The following is a 17,385-nucleotide window of genomic DNA, read 5'->3' on the forward strand; positions in this document are numbered from 1 at the left end:
TCAAACTCTCCAATAAAGTTAGTTTGTCTAGCATCTAAAAATAAAAATTGACGTTTCACGTTGTTTGTTTCGTTCAGTTTTCAAAGAACTAAAAGCGGGTGAAGAGAATCGAACTCTCGACCAGAGCTTGGAAGGCTCTTGTTTTACCACTAAACTACACCCGCGTGGTCGGGAAGACAGGATTTGAACCTGCGACCCCCTGGTCCCAAACCAGGTGCTCTACCAAGCTGAGCCACTTCCCGTTATGGCGCGCCCGAGAGGAGTCGAACCCCTAACCTCTTGATCCGTAGTCAAACGCTCTATCCAATTGAGCTACGGGCGCTTATTCATGATGTTTTGTCGTTGTTGTATTTCAGCGACTCAATTATCTTACCATACTGCATTTTCAAATGCAAGTACTTTTTTTAAAAAAATCTTTGATGCGGCCGAGAGGACTTGAACCTCCACGGGGTTTCCCCCACTAGGCCCTCAACCTAGCGCGTCTGCCGTTCCGCCACGACCGCGCGGAATTAACAAAGAGTGAGCCATGAAGGATTCGAACCTTCGACCCTCTGATTAAAAGTCAGATGCTCTACCAACTGAGCTAATGGCTCGTGAATGGCTGGGCTAGCTGGATTCGAACCAGCGCATGACGGAGTCAAAGTCCGTTGCCTTACCGCTTGGCTATAGCCCATCGAAAAATTCATCTTCTTTTTGAAGACAAAAGTTATTGTACCATAATGTCCAATAAAAAACAACTGCTATATAGCAGAAGTTAAAATGGCGGTCCCGACCGGGGTCGAACCGGCGATCTCCTGCGTGACAGGCAGGCATGTTAACCACTACACCACGGGACCATTTGGTTGCGGGGACAGGATTTGAACCTGCGACCTTCGGGTTATGAGCCCGACGAGCTACCGTACTGCTCCACCCCGCGATAATATTATTTATATAGTTTATATGGTGGAGGATGACGGGATCGAACCGCCGACCCCCTGCTTGTAAGGCAGGTGCTCTCCCAGCTGAGCTAATCCTCCGAAGTGGTGACCCGTACGGGATTCGAACCCGTGTTACCGCCGTGAAAGGGCGGTGTCTTAACCACTTGACCAACGGGCCAGTATGTATGGCAGAGAAGAAGGGATTCGAACCCTCGCACCGCGTTAGCGATCTACTCCCTTAGCAGGGGAGCCCCTTGAGCCACTTGGGTACTTCTCTGTATGGCTCCGCAGGTAGGACTCGAACCTACGACCGATCGGTTAACAGCCGATAGCTCTACCACTGAGCTACTGCGGAATAATAAAGACAATTTGTATCTTATAAAAATTCTCATCGTAAGTCAAGAAGTTTTTTCACAACATCTTGCGCAAACGTGACATGTTTATAATATACTGGATTGCGTTTTCACTGTCAAGATGTTTTCACTACCAGTTTTAGTTGCCCTTTACACTTTCCACATACATATCTTTGTGTATTTATTTGACGTCTTCTTACATATTGAAGTGCGCATTCCGTACATTCATACGTATAAACTTTTGTTTCCTTCTTCTCCTCATTAATCATTCGTTTACAAAAACGGGGTGCCCCTACTTTCTTTAATAACTCACGAAAATCCCTATCTCGGTGTTTATACCCTTTTCCTGTGATATGCAAGTGATAATGACAAAGTTCGTGTTTAATAATCCCGACCAATTCTTCTTTACCATACATTTCGTAATATCGATAATTCAATTCTATATTATGATTCTTCAGTAGATAGCGCCCACCAGTTGTACGTAACCTTCCATTAAACATCGCTTTATGTAAAAATGGCATCCCGAAGCATTGTAACGATACCTCTTCCACTAATCTCTGAATGTCTTGCTCATCCATTTCCATTCCTCCTAAACAAAAAAATATTTTTACACTTTTCTCCCTTCCTATACATATATTAAATAGTACATATACCCATCCTCATTCAAGAAGCGTGATTTCTAAAAATAAAGCATTGATAGAAATCCACTCACCCACCTCTCAACAATATCCCTTTACCTAAAAGGAGAGATTTTTGAGAGCAGGATTAAACAAGGAGGGATTCCTATGCCTACGTGGCTAAAGAAACAGATGCAACGTGCATATTTCGAAAAAAACCGGTATCAAATCAAATTACTAAATGAATGCTGGTTTTATTATAGCAAAACACATCAAAGCTCATAATCAACGAAACTTTCCTATCCATAAAAAGAGAGCAGTTTCATCTGCTCCCTTTACTTACTATTCAATTGGTAACATAGATAATGCAACACGACCTTTTTTCGTATCAATATCATCTACCCATACCTTTACAATTTGCCCTACGGATACAACATCTAATGGATGCTTTACAAACTGTTTGCTAAGTTTAGAAATATGTACTAAACCATCTTGCTTCACACCAATATCAACAAAGGCACCGAAATCAACAACATTACGAACTGTCCCCTCTAATTCCATACCACGCTTTAAATCTTCTAGTTTCAAAATCCCTTTTTTCAGAAGTGGTTTTGGCAACTCATCTCTCATATCTCGTTCCGGACTAATTAAAGCATCGATAATATCAATCAAAGTTGGCTCGCCAATCTCTGTCTCTTGAGATAATTTAGAAACATCCACTCCCTCTAAACTCTTCTGCAAGTTCGATTTTCCTACATCATTCTTTGATAATCCTAGGCTTTTTAATAGCAATTCAACATTTTTATATTGTTCTGGATGAATCCCTGTGCGATCTAACGGATTCCCCCCTTCTAATATACGTAAAAATCCAATACATTGTTCATATGTTTTCGCACCTAAACGAGGAATTTTCTTTAATTCAGTACGCTTCGTAAATTTCCCATCTTCCTCACGCTTAGCTACAATATTTTTCGCAACTGTTTTTGATAGCCCTGAAACATATTGTAACAACGCAACTGAAGCTGTATTTACATTAACACCAACTTGGTTAACTGCTGTCTCTACTACAAATGTTAACGATTCATTTAATCTTTTTTGTGATACATCATGTTGATATTGTCCTACCCCTACAGATTTAGGGTCAATTTTCACAAGCTCAGCAAGCGGATCTTGTAGACGTCTCCCAATGGAAACGGCACTTCTTTCTTCAACTTGTAAATCCGGGAACTCCTCACGAGCTAAATCAGATGCTGAATATACACTAGCACCCGCTTCATTTACAATAATATAAAATACATCTCGTTCTATATTTTGCAAGACATCTACTATAAATTCTTCCGTTTCCCTGGAGGCTGTACCATTTCCGATTGCTATCATTTCAACTTGATATTTATCTATAATTGAAAGAACTTTCTTTTTTGCATCTTCATATTTACGAACAGGTGGATGTGGATAAATAACACCTATGTGAAGAACTTTCCCTGTATCATCTACTACTGATAATTTACAACCGGTTCTATAGGCCGGGTCTACCGCTAGCACAACTTTCCCTTTCATCGGAGGCTGTAATAATAAATTACGTAAGTTCTCAGAGAAAATATGAATCGCTTGTTCTTCAGCTGTTTCTGTTAATTCTTTACGAATTTCTCTTTCTATTGAAGGTTGAATTAATCGTTTATATCCATCTTCTATCGCTAATTGTACATAGTGCGCACTTTTAGAAGCTTCATCACGAATTATTTTTTTATGTAAAAACTGATTGATTTCCTCAGTCGGCGTAACAATAGAAACTCTTAGTACATCTTCCTTTTCACCACGATTCATCGCTAACACTCGATGCGGCACTACTTTTTGCAACGGTTCTTCATAGCCGTAATACATTTCGTATATGTTCTTTTCATCTTTTTCTTTATCTTTTACAGATGAAGACATAATCCCTTTTCGGAAAGTAGTATTGCGAATCCAACTACGATATGCCGCATTATCCGAAACAAGTTCCGCAATAATATCTTGCGCACCTTGTAACGCCTCTTCTGCAGATTCCACTTCTTTTTCTGCATTAACAAATTCCATAGCCTTCTCTGCTGGATTTTCTTTTTTATATAACAATAGCCACTCAGCTAATGGCTCTAATCCCTTTTCTTTAGCGATCGTAGCTTTCGTTCTTCTTTTTTCCTTATAAGGACGATATAAATCTTCTACTTCCTGAAGCTTTGTTGCAGCAACAATATGACGACGCAACTCTTCGGTTAGTTTACCCTTTTCACCAATAAGACGAAGAACCTCTTCTTTCCTATCTTCTAGTTGCATCATATATTGCCATCTTTCTAAGATTGCACGAATTTGCACCTCATCTAAGGATCCTGTCCATTCTTTTCGGTAACGAGCGATAAATGGAACTGTGTTACCTTCTTCTGTTAATTGAATAACATGACGAACTTGCTTTTCTGTAAAGCCTAATTCTTTCACTAACATTTTCATTAACCCTTGTCGATTATCTACCATTTCCATATCCAACCGTAACCTCCTCTATAATAAAAAAAAGTTGCCCTGTAAAGAGAGCAACTTAAACTGCCGATTTAAAAATCTATTAGTCCTAAACTAATTTGTAACGCTTCATCTACACGACTCATCATCACTTCATCCAAATGAGTGATTTTGTCTGTTAAGCGTTGCTTATCGATTGTTCGAATCTGCTCAAGTAAAATAACAGAATCTCTCTCAAAACCGTACTTTTTCGCATCAATTTCCACATGAGTGGGTAATTTCGCTTTTTGAATCTGTGCAGTAATAGCCGCTACAATCACAGTCGGACTAAAACGATTTCCGATGTCATTTTGAATGACAAGAACCGGACGAACGCCTCCTTGCTCAGAACCAACAACTGGGGAAAGGTCTGCAAAATACACGTCGCCGCGTTTTACAATCAAAATATTACCCCCCGCTAACTAAGCGTTCTACTGTATGAGCTGCTTCATACTCTGCTAAGAAAGCTTCAGATGCAATACCAAGATTAATTTTTCCCATTTCAATGTACCCACGTCGCATTGATTCATGTTGGTAGCGTTTCTTCGTCTTATGTTGACGCAATAACAGTTGTGTTGCCTGGCAAATTAGTTCATGGCGATTCTTATTCTCTTGTTTTCCAATTCCGTCCAATTCCGTTACCATTTGCTTTGGCAACCGAACCACGATTTCAGTAGTTACACTTGATTCGGACACAAAAATACACCTCCACCGTCAACTACACACCCATATATATATGACACCTATTGTAATAATACCATTGTATGGAGCCTGTTGCAAAGACTTCCTTATTCCTTGCTTATGTTTTCCAATTCACAAGAAAAACATTCATCTTCTATTATTTTTATCTCATTTTAAATAAGAAACAAAAGAATCGCTCTGCAAAACTTATATTAAAAGTGATTATAAGTAAAAAGCTTTTCATCAAAAAAGAGCTTATTCTCCATCAGCGAAAAATCCCCTCAAATGACAAAAAGCAAATCATACTACCGTCTATATATCGTTTAAATAATTGATTACTTCTACAACCTTACCATGCCGTATAAATATTCTCGGCACACGGAAACTTATCGTTGCGATAATTTCATAATTAATAGTCCCAGAATATTCAGCAACCTCAGTAGCGCTAATATACTCATCACCTTGTCTTCCGATGAGTGTAACTTTCGTACCAAGCGGCACTTCACAAGGAAGATGTATCATGAATTGATCCATTGTTACTCGACCTACAATAGGTACTCTTTTACCATTTACAAGTACTTTAAATCCTTGTAATCTTCTAAGCCAACCATCTGCATAGCCAATCGCAACGGTTGCAATCCATTCTTCAGTTTTTGTTCGGTAAGTGACATTATAACTAATCCCATCTCCTTTAATCACCTGTTTAATATGAGCGACCTTCGTATGAAGCGACAACGCCGGTTCTAATTTAAACGGTAAAAAAGGACGTATTTCTACAGAAGGGGATAATCCATACATCGCAATACCAACTCGCACCGCATTAAATGTAATCCCTTGAAAACGTAACGTTGCAGCGCTATTAGCCGTATGGACAAATTTCGGATCCACTCCGAATTCTTTCAACCAACTTAACTGCTCCAAGAATGTGTTATATTGCTTATCGAAGTAAGAAGTTTCCACTTCATCTGCTGTTGCAAAATGTGTATAAACTCCTTCTAACTCTAAAAATGGTGCACCTTCTAAACTCTTCAAGAATCCTTTTAATTCTTTGCGTTCTCGTATTCCGATTCTCCCCATACCACTATCAAAATTAATATGGAATTTCATTATAGACGAACCATCCCAAAGTTTTATCGCTTCGTCCACCCATTCTTTTTGAAAAACAGTTAGTGCTACATCATTTTCAGCAGCTACATTTACATCACGAGGCGGGGAAGGACCTAACACTAAAATCGGTGCAGTAATACCAGCCCTCCGAAGCACTAAAGCTTCATCTAAAAAGGCAACTGCCAACCTTGTCGCCCCTGCTTCTAATGCGATTTTAGCCACCGGTACATAATCGTGTCCATATGCATTCGCTTTAACTACAGCAAAAATCTCTACATCACTTGGAATGAATTCTTTAATGTGCGTAATATTGTTATAGATCGCGTCTAAATCCACTTCTACCCAAGTGTCACGGTAAAATGGTGCTTCTTCCATAAATACACTTCCTTATACACGATATGCGAAGCTTATTCTTTTATATGCTTCTTTTATGAAATCCAGCCTTCAAACTAAGAAAAGACGTGGTGCATATATATCACCACGTCTAAGAAGTTTACTTCACCTGCTTCGCTGTAACTGAACGAGCAACCATTAACAGCTCCTTCGGCTCTAAACCTTTAGACACGAGCATATATTCTACTCCGTTATGCGACCACGTTAAAGAGTCTTTCGTCAATGCCCCAATCGTGAAACCAAGATCAACCAATTCCCCACTTACACTTATCGCCGACGAAGCCTCTGCAACTTTTTCCTTTTCTTGTATTAAAGTAAAAGATTTCTTATTTCCAGTGTATGTGAGTATCGCACGCTTGCCACTGTCTGTCTTCAACTCTTTTTCATCTTTCAACACCATACCTTGTGGCGTATCACGCGGGTACAAAATAGCAAATGGTTTTTCTTCCTTAGCCGTTGTTTGAACATCTACTTGCGCTCTAGACATATTTTGTTTCGTATCAAATGCGCCTTTATCAAATTTCGCATCGAATTTCACTTTAGAGAAATCTACTTTCACAAGAACATTTTGATCATTATCCATTAACTTCACCGAAACTGGTGTTAAATCACTTTTCTTCAATGTAATCTCTTGTTTCGGCAACATATTTTGATGTTGATAGTTTGTTTTTGTTTTGAAAATATAATACTTATCTGTTTTCTCAAAAGTAAGGTTTTTCTTGTCCTGCAAAATATCTCTTACAAGTGATTCATATAAATAAGCCTGGCTACTATTTTGCGGCCAATCGCTTTGAAAACGGAAACTCTTATTAAGCGCCGGCGTTAATACAAATACACCTTCTTCATTTCTTAAAATAATTTGGCTTTGATCTTTTTTGGCATTCTGCAAATTCACACGATAAAAAGAAGGTTCTTTATGCCAAATTTCTACGTTATACTCCTGAGGCTCATTTCCTGTTTTAATAGATAATTTCGCTTCAGCTTGATAACTTTTCATTCCTTTCACTTTCGCCTCTAAATCTCTCACGACATCATCTTGTTTTTTCTCCATACAACCCGCCAACACAAAAACGGTTAATAAACCGACAAGAACTAAAAACAGACGCCTTTTCATCACTTCAGCCCCTTTGCCCCTATAAATGAATGGAAGATGTGCCTTCCTTATCGCTACCTCAAATATATGAGACAAAGATATAAAATATGCAGACTAGCGTGACGAGCTTTCCAAAACAACTTGAGCGACAGCAAATTCCTTACTATGACTAATCGATAAATGAACAATATGTTCTGTACTTGTAATAAGAATCGGCTTACCTCTATCATCATTTCTTACTTCAATATCTAAAAAACTCACTTCTTTCCCGATACCAGTCCCTACTGCTTTTGAATACGCCTCTTTCGCTGCAAATCTTCCAGCTACAAACTCTGTAAGACGACTTCCTTTCAACTCCTTGGCAATATTACGTTCACTTTCAGTTAAAATACGTTCCATAAATTTAAGCTTTCCATCTAACATTTTTTCAATTCTATTCAATTCAATAATATCGATTCCAATCCCTACAATCATTTCAAAATCCCCTTCTTCTATTTAGCTTTCTACATTCATATTGTAAGAATAACAGAGAATCTTTCTGATGCAAAAGGAGTGATACTAACAACATGCTGATACCATCTTTTCGTATGCCATTACAACCAGTCATCCTCACTTTACTTCTTATACAATTAGTCATGATTATGTTAGGTGACATTTTTCTCTTCCCTATGGCATCCTATAATGAATATATCGCTAAAGGGGAATGGTGGCGTCTCATAACTTCCCTACTTGTACATGTAGACTTACAACATTTCCTTTCCAATAGTATTTGTTTATTTGCGCTTGGTTCTGCTATCGAAAAACAACTAGGACACTTTTCTTTCATCATTATTTTTTTCCTTTCTGGCATTCTCGGAAATATTTCTTCTTATATTATTATGCCCCTTGAATACATTCATGCCGGAGCATCTGGCGGTATTTTCGGATTACTAGGTGCACAATTATTTCTATTATATAGTCGCTATCGTTCTTCCAATCCAGGAGACATCGCTATTTTTTCAATAATGATATTTATATTACTACTGCTTACTTTCTTTGATCCCTCTGCCAATCCTATAAGCCATTTAACAGGTTTGATAATCGGTGGTATTTGCACCCCTTTTTTAACAAAAAAATTCGATGGTGCAGAGCTCATTTAATATAGAAGCTCGCACCATCGATAATTTCTACCTCTGCTTGTTTACTTAAATCTCTCATTAATTGAAATAAAGACTCATCCTTCTCCTTCGCCTCAATCATACAATCAATTTGCGAAACACTCCCCTTTATCTTTTTTAAAAAAGATAAAAAGGTATCTACATCAATAAAGTCCGCATGTGCTCTCGGGTCTTTTCCCTCTCTAGGACTAGAAATGTGCATTTTAACCGGCAACAAAGACGATTCCCACGTATGTATAACACGTGCCCAATCTTCATACCAATCTTCTTGATCATTATTCATCATATGGTGATGCAAATCAAACACGACCGGAATGTCCAATTTTTCTCCTAAATACAATGTTTCCTCTAGAGTAAAGGTTGTATCATCATTTTCCAATATAATCATTTCTTGAATACCTCTTGGAACATTAGACCAATTTTCGATAAAGCGTTCTAATGCAAGTTCTTTATCCTTATATCCTCCGCCCACATGTAGTACACATCGTTGCTTGTGTTCAATTCCCATACCCGCAAGCACTTTTTTGTGCATCTGCAATGTCTTTACAGATTGCTTAAAGATACTTTCCTCAGGTGAATTTAGTACAACAAAATGATCTGGATGGAAATCAATTCGCATATTCATACGAATAGCGTATTCACCTAACTCTTTCAGATTTTCTTTTAAAGGCCGAATATAGTTCCACTCCTTTAGTTCCTCATGATTTGCTAAAGGAATAAGCTTAGAACTAAGCCGAAAGAAAGATATATCGTGCCCTTTATTATGCTTTAATAACCGCAAACAATTTTCCAAATTCGAATTAGCAATTCTTTCAAGCTTACGAATCGCAGCCTCACGGTCATCAATTCGCTGAAACTGTGCATATGTCATCGTTTGAGATGGAGATGCATTCTTCAAATGTACACTCATCGCGACATACCCGAGTCTTACAAGCATATGGCACCCCTTTTCTATACGAGTTATTATGTAGTATGCACAATTACAAAAATAAAAAAAGAGAATGCCAGCAAAGGGCATTCTCTTTTTTTATTAAGCTTGTGGACGGCTATGATGTTTTCTTTCGCCGCGTCCATTTGAAGATCCTGGGCGACCTTGACCTTCACCTCTACGACCACGACTGCCACCATCACGATTACGATCACGGTTACGGCCATCGCCACCGCCGCGTCCATCACGATTGCGGTCACGGTTACGACCATCGCCACCGCCGCGTCCATCACGACTACGGTTACGGTTACCATCACGGTATCCGCCTCCGTTACCACCGCGTTTTTTAGAACCGCCACCTCTTGAAACAACTGGTGGTTCTGATGTTAAAGCGATTGGTGTTGTATCTGGCTCTTTTGTCATCATTTTTAAAGCAGCAGCTACTACTGTTACAGAGTCATTCTCTTCTAACATTTCTTCTGCAATACGCTTGTAGTATGATAAGTTATCACTTTCAATTGTGCTTTGAAGTTTTTCAGCGATTAAACGTTGTTGACCTTCTAATGCCTCGTCAAGTGTCGGTGCTTCCATACGATCAACTTTACGTTTTGTTGTACGCTCGATATTTTTTAATTGTCCTGATTCACGTGGTGTTACAAATAGCATTGCAATACCTTTTTTACCTGCACGGCCAGTACGACCGATACGGTGAACGTATGATTCTGGATCTTGTGGAATATCGAAGTTGTATACGTGAGTTACGCCTGAAATATCAAGACCACGTGCAGCAACGTCTGTTGCAACAAGAACTTCGATAGCACCTTCTTTAAATTTACGTAATACAGACATACGCTTCGCTTGTGTTAAGTCACCATGGATACCTTCTGCTGCATATCCACGTAAGTTTAATGCCTCTGATAATTCATCAACACGACGCTTTGTACGACCGAATACAATCGCAAGCTCTGGAGATTGAATATCTAGTAAGCGTGTTAATACGTCAAACTTTTTCTTTTCTTGCACTTCTAAATAGAACTGCTGAATGTTTGGCATTGTTACTTCTTTTGCTTTTACTTTAATGTGTTGAGGCTCAGTCATGAAACGCTCAGCAATGCGACGGATTGGATCTGGCATTGTCGCTGAGAATAATAATGTTTGATGTGTTTCTGGCACATCTGTTAAAATCGCTTCAATATCTTCAATGAAGCCCATGTTTAACATTTCATCCGCTTCGTCAAGAACAACTGTCTCTACGTTTTGCAGGCGAAGTGTTTTACGGTTAATGTGATCTAAAATACGACCCGGCGTACCAACAATAATGTGTGGGTGTTTTTTTAGAGCACGAATTTGGCGGTTAATATCTTGGCCACCGTAGATTGGTAAAATACGAACACGTTTATGTTTACCAATTTTGTATAGTTCTTCTCCAACTTGAATTGCTAATTCACGCGTTGGCGCGATAACAATCCCTTGAACTGCTTCTTTATTTGTATCCACTTTATCTAATAGTGGTAATCCGAATGCTGCTGTTTTCCCTGTACCTGTTTGCGCTTGTCCAATAATATCCTTACCTTGCAATGCATGTGGAATTGTTTCAGCTTGAATTGGCGTAGCCTCTTCAAAGCCCATACTTTCAACAGATTGCAGTAAAGACTCACTTAATCCTAATTCTCGAAATGTTGTCAATGTTACTTCTCCTTTTCTATCCTATACTTATCATTTAAAAAAAGGCGTTTTCCGAATTTGCGGAAAAGCCCTTTTCCTGAATGCTCACGTATATAAACGGGCGTATATTCTTCGCGAAAATACTTCTAAACGTTATTACACTTTATCAATTATAAGTTTTGTATGTGCAAAAAGCAAACCCAACTGTTACCTTATTTCATATTCAGGGTCTTTTTCTTTACTTTTATTTTTTTATCATTTACTGTAAGCGCTTATTATAAGTTTCTTCTATTTTCGTAACTATCATCCCTATTTATATACACCAATTATTTCAACATAGTAATTACTTCTTCTAATTTCATACCGCGAGATGCTTTTACTAATACAACATCTTTCGTATCAACTACTGCTTGTAGCTCTTTTACTAGCTCTTCTTTATTATCATACGCCATTACACGTTCATTAGGGAAATTAATTTTTGCTCCTTCAGCAATTTGAGCCCCTAATCTACCATACGTGAATACATATGAAATTTTTGCTGGGTCAATTAATTTACCTACCTCATAATGAAATTGCACTTCTTGATCTCCAAGTTCTAACATATCACCAAGTACAACAATTTTTTTAGCAAATCCATCTAAACCATTCATTAGGTGAAACGCTGCTTCCATAGCTGTTGGGCTTGCATTATAAGCATCATTGATAATTGTTAAACCACTATTTGTTTTTACAATCTCCATACGCATACCTGTCATTTGAAGTGTTACTAAACCTTGTTTCATTTCTTCCCATGTCACACCAAAATGCTTCGCAATTGCCATTGAAGCAAGCGTATTATACACATTATGTTTCCCTAAAACTGGTAGGTAAAATGAAATATTTTCATCTCTATTCATTTTAAAATGTGTGCCAGTCGCCTGTAATGTTACAGTAGTTGGATAATAATCATTTGCTCTCGCATCACCAAATGTAACTGTTTCAGCTACTAAATTCATTTCTGGAACACGATTCGTTAATAATGGCTCATCTCCGTTATATACAAATACTCCACCTTCTTGTAATCCTGTAACAATTTCTAACTTCGCTTCTGCAATTGCCTCACGAGAGCCTAAATCCATTAAATGTGCCTCACCAATATTCGTGATAATAGCCGCATTAGGACGAGCTAACTTGGATAGGAATTCAATTTCCCCTAGGCTTGACATACCCATTTCTAATACTGCTACTTCTGTATTTTCTTCTAGATTTAAAATAGTAAGAGGTAAACCGATATGGTTATTGAAATTCCCTTCTGTTTTTTGAACTTTAAATTTAGTCGCAAGAAGACTTGTTACAATATCCTTAGTAGATGTTTTACCGTTACTACCTGTCACACCAACAACTTTAACATCCAGCTGATCGCGATAGTTTTTCGCTAACATTTGTAATGCCGATAGTGTGTCTTCTACAAAAATAACTGGAAGATTTTCAGGCGGATTTGCTACATCTTTCATCCATAATGTAGCAACAGCTCCACTTTCAACAGCTTTATCTACAAAAGCATGTCCATCAAAACGTTCACCTTGAATTGGAACATATAAATTTCCTTTTTCAATTTTCCTCGTATCAATAGACACTCCTTGTATAGTAATTCCCTCATACTGCTCTGCTAATCCAGTACCATTTACCATCTCTTCTACTTGTTTTAACGTTCGATTTATCATGAAAACACTCCTTACATAGAGGAAGCACTATTCCTGCGAATAGTGCCTCCTCCTTTTTTGTTAGATTGTATATTTAATTTTTTGTTTTTCTTCGTGACGCTCAATCGCTAAATGAATTAGCTCTTCAATTAATTTTGGATACGGTAATCCAGTATGTTGCCATAATAGAGGGAACATACTGAACGGCGTAAATCCTGGCATTGTGTTTACTTCGTTAATATATACTTCTCCATCTTTCGTTAAGAAGAAATCAGCTCTTGTTAAGCCAGCACCATCTAACGACTGGAAAGCAATAATTGCATCTCGCTTAATTACATTAGACTCTTCTTCTGTCATTTCAGCTGGAATAATTAATGCTGTATCGCCATCGATGTATTTTGACTTGTAATCATAGAAGTCTTTTTTCGGTACAATTTCACCTACAACCGAACATTTCGGCTCATCATTACCTAGTACCCCAACTTCTACTTCACGTCCAACAATATTTTCTTCCACAATAATTTTGCGGTCAAATTGGAATGCCTCTTCAAATGCATTCTCAAGCTCTTCACGATCTTTACACTTATTAATACCAACACTTGAACCAAGGTTTGCTGGTTTTACGAAGCAAGGATATCCCAATACTTCTTCTACTTTTTCATATGCTGTTTCACGATCTTTTTCCCATGCACTACGAATGAAAGATGCATATTTCGCTTGTTTCAATCCAGCTTCTGCAAAGATGTTTTTCATAACAACTTTATCCATACCAGCAGCTGATGCTAGAACACCGTTTCCTACATAAGGAATGTTCATTAATTCTAATAATCCTTGAACCGTTCCGTCTTCACCGTTTGGTCCATGTAGTAATGGGAAAATAACGTCGATAGCATTTTCCTCAGAAGCTGCAGATGGAATAATTTCCGTGCTTAATGATAACGGAGAAATCGCATTTTCTGCACCGCTCATTTTTAAAGCTTCTACGTCTGTTACTTCGCCTTCAATACGCTCACCGCGTACCCATTGACCTTGCTCTGTAATATAAATTGGATGAATCTCGAATTTATCTTGATTTAACGCTTTAATAGCAGCAAGAGCCGTTTGTAGCGAAACTTGATGCTCAGCTGATTTTCCACCATATAATAAACCTAATTTAATTTTCGTCACTGAAATCACCCTAACCAATTGTTTTCATTTTTCTATTTTAGCACTTTTTATAAAAATAGGTAGTTCCTATTTGAAATAAAATGCAACTTCCACAAATAATTAAATGACACCACTTATTGGTTTTCTACACTTTTTCTATTTCACTTTCTTCATAACTATACAGAAGTGAATTCTAAAATAAAATCGTAATCCAATCTAGTTATGTACCTAAAATATGTAGAAATCCCCTTTTTGTGTATGTCATCTACTCATTAAGAAGATTGTTTGGTTAGTGTGTCTTTTTGCCTTTGTTCAACGAGACGATCTAAAGAAACATATACAATACCTGCAACTACACATCCTACAGCTAAAATTGTAAATAGAAAGTGACCAAGTAATCGATCTAATAAAAATCCTCCTAGAAGTGGGCCGAATGCACTTCCTGTAATCCACTGCAAACTTGCAGCTCCCATATAAGTTCCTCTCAAATGTTCAGGGGCCAAATTCGCTACAAACGTCATCTGTACAGGCGACATAATCATCTCACCTAACGTATATATGGCATAAACGAATAGCAACGTGATTAAAATAACTGTAGCATTTGTATCAAATTCTCCAAACCACTTCGGTAACCACCCTATAAAAAACAATCCAATCCCGAATAAACATGCACCATATAACATCGTTTTTCCGACAGGTTTATCTGCGGCCCATTTTGAAATTTGAAATTGGAACAACACAACTAATAGTCCATTTAGTGCCATTAAATATGGATATGGATTGTTAGTTCCAAAAATCCCATTCATTTCGTTATCAAAGTGCAGCGGCAACATGCCTTCCGTTTGAGAGAATCCCATCGAAATAATGATACCTGCTAATAAGTAAATCATTAATGCCTTATCCTTCATGACAATTTTCCAAACTGCCCCAGATTCCTTTTCTATATCCTCTTCCTTATTTGTACCCTTCGGCATTGTCTCTTGAATAAGAAATAATACTAGTAATGCATAAAACAGCATCGTAGAAGAAGCAATAATAAACACAAGGTTCTTTGACAACACAACTACTGATGCTCCCATTATCGGACCAATCGCAGCACCTATATTGTGTCCCATTCGCAATAAACCATATGCCTCTGTTCTTTTTTCTGGTGCCGTTACATCCGCAACCATCGCTGATGCAGCTGGATGAAATAGCGAATTACTTAATCCTAAAAAAATAGATAAAATGGCATATGGAATAAATCCTTCTATAAATAAAAAGCCGAGCATCAATAATGCATTACTCACCATCGAAAATATCATAATTGGCTTTCTTCCATATATATCAGCAATTCTTCCCCCTATAATTGCTCCAAAGCTTGCAGCAATTGGAGAAAGCGCCATAATAACTCCAACCTGTAATAATGAATCTACCTTATCTTTTAAATATAATGCAAAAAAAGGCATTAACATCATCATCGCAATTCCATTTAACGTCTCCCCAATAAACCGAATCCATACGTTACGGTCCATCTCCCTTAACTCACGCCACGTATTTTTCATAATTTCACCCCTTTAGTTCACCAACAATTATCTTATATTATATTCAGAAGAATGTAAATTTTCAAAAATAAAAATCCATCCTAAAATAATTAGAATGGATTTTTTCACTTATAAATTTGCTACATCATCTTCTTTATTACTATTATTTAAAGCGCTATGCTTCCGGCTATATAAGAAGTAAACTGCTATACCAATAACCATCCATACCCCAAAACTAATCCATGCTGTTCCGGATAACTGAAGCATTAAGTATAAACAAAAAACTACCGTTAACGCTGGTAAAAATGGTACAAGTGGCGCCTTAAATGCCCTCGGTAAGTCGGGATGAGTTCTTCTCATGACAATAACCGCAACCGCTACAAGTGCAAAGGCTGACAATGTCCCCATATTTACAAGATGCGCTAAAACATTTAAATCTATTAATCCTGAAATAAGTGCTGCAATAATACCTGTTGTCCATGTATTTAAAAATGGTGTTTTAAATTTCGGATGGACTTTAGCAAGGCGCTTTGGCAACAACCCATCACGGCTCATCGCGTATGAAACACGAACCTGCCCGTACATCATAACTAGCATTACAGTTGTAATTCCTGTAATCGCTCCTACTGAAATTACCCCTGCTAAACTATCTTGTCCAATAAATTGAAGTGCAAAAGCAACCGGATCTGATATATTTAGCTGTCCGTATGGAACAATTCCTGTCAAAATAAGCGAAACAACAATATAAAGTATAGTACAAATTAATAACGATGCAATAATACCGATTGGTAAATCACGTTGCGGACGTTTCACCTCTTCTGCAGCTGTTGAAACTGCATCAAATCCTATAAATGCGAAGAATACTGTAGCGGCTCCAGCCATTACACCATCTAAACCAAATGGCATAAAAGGCGTCCAATTTTCAGGTTTCACATAATTAAAACCAGCAAAAATAAAAATAAGAACAACTGCTAATTTAATAAATACCATAATATTATTTATACGTGCACTTTCACGAACACCTCTAGATAAAAGAACCGTCATCACTAAAATAATAAGAACTGCGGGTAAATCAATTATTCCGCCCTTTCCTGTACCTGGGGCCGAGGAGAGAATGGTAGGAATATGGATTCCAAATCCGTTTAATAAAGATTGAAAATACGCAGACCAACCGTTTGCTACAGCAGATGTAGCGAGTAAATACTCTAGCATTAAGTCCCATCCAATTAAAAATGCGAATACCTCTCCCATCGTCGCATATGTGTACGTATACACACTGCCTGAGACAGGAACTGAAGAAGCAAATTCAGCATAACAAAATGCAGCAAAGGCACAAGCTAACGCGGCTATTGCAAATGATAATATAATAGCTGGTCCAGAATGTTTTGCTGCTACCACGCCCGTTAGAACAAAAATACCTGTTCCAACAATTGCCCCGATTCCAAGCATAGTTAAATCTAGTGCACCCAATGTTCTTGCTAACGTCTTTTGCTTGCTTTCTTGCATTAACTTTGCAATAGGCTTCTTTTGAAATATTTGCTTCATAGCCTGCTCCTCCAAGTTTTAAATTTTCTGAAAATTTTTAATTCGCTTTTTT

Annotated in this window: 15 protein-coding genes and 12 tRNA genes; 2 read left to right on the top strand and 25 right to left on the bottom strand. The window is 37.8% G+C overall.

Features of this window, described 5'->3' with window-relative positions:
* Window positions 1-93: 93 nt before the first annotated feature.
* The 13 genes from MR065_RS21120 to MR065_RS21180 all read right to left on the bottom strand — a co-directional run bounded on the left by MR065_RS21120 (window position 94) and on the right by MR065_RS21180 (window position 1,848).
* Window positions 94-164 (bottom strand) — tRNA-Gly (locus MR065_RS21120).
* A 1-nt stretch (window position 165) separates the two neighbouring features.
* Window positions 166-242, bottom strand: a tRNA-Pro gene (locus MR065_RS21125).
* Between the two features lie 3 nt (window positions 243-245).
* Window positions 246-322 (bottom strand) — tRNA-Arg (locus MR065_RS21130).
* Window positions 323-420: 98 nt separating this feature from the next.
* A tRNA-Leu gene (locus MR065_RS21135) sits at window positions 421-503 on the bottom strand.
* Between the two features lie 17 nt (window positions 504-520).
* Window positions 521-593: transfer RNA gene (locus MR065_RS21140), tRNA-Lys, on the bottom strand.
* Window positions 594-598: 5 nt separating this feature from the next.
* Window positions 599-673: transfer RNA gene (locus MR065_RS21145), tRNA-Gln, on the bottom strand.
* Between the two features lie 87 nt (window positions 674-760).
* Window positions 761-836: transfer RNA gene (locus tag MR065_RS21150), tRNA-Asp, on the bottom strand.
* A gap of 3 nt (window positions 837-839) precedes the next feature.
* Window positions 840-916 (bottom strand) — tRNA-Met (locus MR065_RS21155).
* A gap of 24 nt (window positions 917-940) precedes the next feature.
* A tRNA-Val gene (locus MR065_RS21160) sits at window positions 941-1,016 on the bottom strand.
* A gap of 4 nt (window positions 1,017-1,020) precedes the next feature.
* Window positions 1,021-1,095: transfer RNA gene (locus MR065_RS21165), tRNA-Glu, on the bottom strand.
* Between the two features lie 8 nt (window positions 1,096-1,103).
* A tRNA-Ser gene (locus MR065_RS21170) sits at window positions 1,104-1,194 on the bottom strand.
* A 3-nt stretch (window positions 1,195-1,197) separates the two neighbouring features.
* Window positions 1,198-1,272, bottom strand: a tRNA-Asn gene (locus tag MR065_RS21175).
* Between the two features lie 114 nt (window positions 1,273-1,386).
* Window positions 1,387-1,848 (bottom strand): SprT family protein, encoded by a 462-nt coding sequence (locus MR065_RS21180; protein WP_242214972.1) that lies wholly within the window; start codon window positions 1,846-1,848, stop codon window positions 1,387-1,389.
* 207 nt (window positions 1,849-2,055) lie between these two features.
* Here MR065_RS21180 and cmpA point away from each other — a divergent pair, with 207 nt between their 5' ends.
* Window positions 2,056-2,172 (top strand): cortex morphogenetic protein CmpA, encoded by a 117-nt coding sequence (gene cmpA, locus MR065_RS21185; RefSeq protein ID WP_076542505.1) that lies wholly within the window; start codon window positions 2,056-2,058, stop codon window positions 2,170-2,172.
* A 57-nt stretch (window positions 2,173-2,229) separates the two neighbouring features.
* Here the strand turns inward: cmpA and MR065_RS21190 are convergent, their stop codons facing one another.
* The 6 genes from MR065_RS21190 to acpS form a co-directional block, all read right to left on the bottom strand.
* Entirely contained in the window at window positions 2,230-4,398 is a 2,169-nt protein-coding gene (locus MR065_RS21190) for a Tex family protein (protein WP_242214999.1), read from the bottom strand.
* 68 nt (window positions 4,399-4,466) lie between these two features.
* Window positions 4,467-4,817, bottom strand: coding sequence for a type II toxin-antitoxin system endoribonuclease NdoA (gene ndoA / locus MR065_RS21195; RefSeq protein WP_000635965.1), 351 nt, complete (start codon window positions 4,815-4,817; stop codon window positions 4,467-4,469).
* 4 nt (window positions 4,818-4,821) lie between these two features.
* Window positions 4,822-5,109 carry an antitoxin EndoAI gene (locus MR065_RS21200; RefSeq protein WP_000004570.1) on the bottom strand — a complete coding sequence of 96 codons (288 nt, stop codon included), beginning with the start codon at window positions 5,107-5,109 and terminating at the stop codon, window positions 4,822-4,824.
* Between the two features lie 297 nt (window positions 5,110-5,406).
* Entirely contained in the window at window positions 5,407-6,576 is a 1,170-nt protein-coding gene (gene alr / locus MR065_RS21205) for an alanine racemase (protein ID WP_242214973.1), read from the bottom strand.
* A gap of 118 nt (window positions 6,577-6,694) precedes the next feature.
* A complete protein-coding gene (locus MR065_RS21210) occupies window positions 6,695-7,645 on the bottom strand; it encodes a LolA family protein (protein ID WP_242215000.1) in 951 nt (316 codons plus the stop codon).
* A 156-nt stretch (window positions 7,646-7,801) separates the two neighbouring features.
* The gene (acpS, locus tag MR065_RS21215) at window positions 7,802-8,161 is read right to left on the bottom strand and encodes a holo-ACP synthase (protein ID WP_242214974.1); all 360 of its coding nucleotides are present in this window, start codon (window positions 8,159-8,161) and stop codon (window positions 7,802-7,804) included.
* Window positions 8,162-8,253: 92 nt separating this feature from the next.
* Between acpS and MR065_RS21220 the strand changes: the two genes are divergently transcribed.
* Window positions 8,254-8,826: a rhomboid family intramembrane serine protease gene (locus tag MR065_RS21220; protein WP_242214975.1), complete on the top strand. Its 573-nt coding sequence runs from the start codon at window positions 8,254-8,256 to the stop codon at window positions 8,824-8,826.
* On the opposite strand, the gene uvsE is transcribed toward MR065_RS21220, so the two are convergent.
* The 6 genes from uvsE to MR065_RS21250 all read right to left on the bottom strand — a co-directional run bounded on the left by uvsE (window position 8,819) and on the right by MR065_RS21250 (window position 17,333).
* Window positions 8,819-9,781: a UV DNA damage repair endonuclease UvsE gene (gene uvsE / locus MR065_RS21225; protein WP_242214976.1), complete on the bottom strand. Its 963-nt coding sequence runs from the start codon at window positions 9,779-9,781 to the stop codon at window positions 8,819-8,821. The two genes, MR065_RS21220 and uvsE, sit on opposite strands and share 8 nt — an antisense overlap.
* A gap of 93 nt (window positions 9,782-9,874) precedes the next feature.
* On the bottom strand, window positions 9,875-11,458 hold the full coding sequence (gene cshA, locus MR065_RS21230) for a degradosome RNA helicase CshA (RefSeq protein ID WP_098268909.1): 1,584 nt from the start codon (window positions 11,456-11,458) through the stop codon (window positions 9,875-9,877).
* Window positions 11,459-11,763: 305 nt separating this feature from the next.
* Window positions 11,764-13,140 (bottom strand): UDP-N-acetylmuramoyl-tripeptide--D-alanyl-D-alanine ligase, encoded by a 1,377-nt coding sequence (gene murF, locus MR065_RS21235; protein ID WP_242214977.1) that lies wholly within the window; start codon window positions 13,138-13,140, stop codon window positions 11,764-11,766.
* A gap of 60 nt (window positions 13,141-13,200) precedes the next feature.
* Window positions 13,201-14,286: a D-alanine--D-alanine ligase gene (locus MR065_RS21240; protein ID WP_242214978.1), complete on the bottom strand. Its 1,086-nt coding sequence runs from the start codon at window positions 14,284-14,286 to the stop codon at window positions 13,201-13,203.
* 251 nt (window positions 14,287-14,537) lie between these two features.
* Complete coding sequence (locus MR065_RS21245) at window positions 14,538-15,809, bottom strand: MDR family MFS transporter (RefSeq protein ID WP_242214979.1); 1,272 nt, start codon at window positions 15,807-15,809, stop codon at window positions 14,538-14,540.
* Window positions 15,810-15,917: 108 nt separating this feature from the next.
* Window positions 15,918-17,333, bottom strand: coding sequence for a branched-chain amino acid transporter BcaP (locus MR065_RS21250; protein ID WP_097903040.1), 1,416 nt, complete (start codon window positions 17,331-17,333; stop codon window positions 15,918-15,920).
* Window positions 17,334-17,385 lie beyond the last annotated feature (52 nt).

Source organism: Bacillus cereus group sp. BfR-BA-01383 (assembly GCF_022663495.1).
Taxonomy (GTDB): Bacteria; Bacillota; Bacilli; order Bacillales; family Bacillaceae_G; genus Bacillus_A; species Bacillus_A cereus_AU.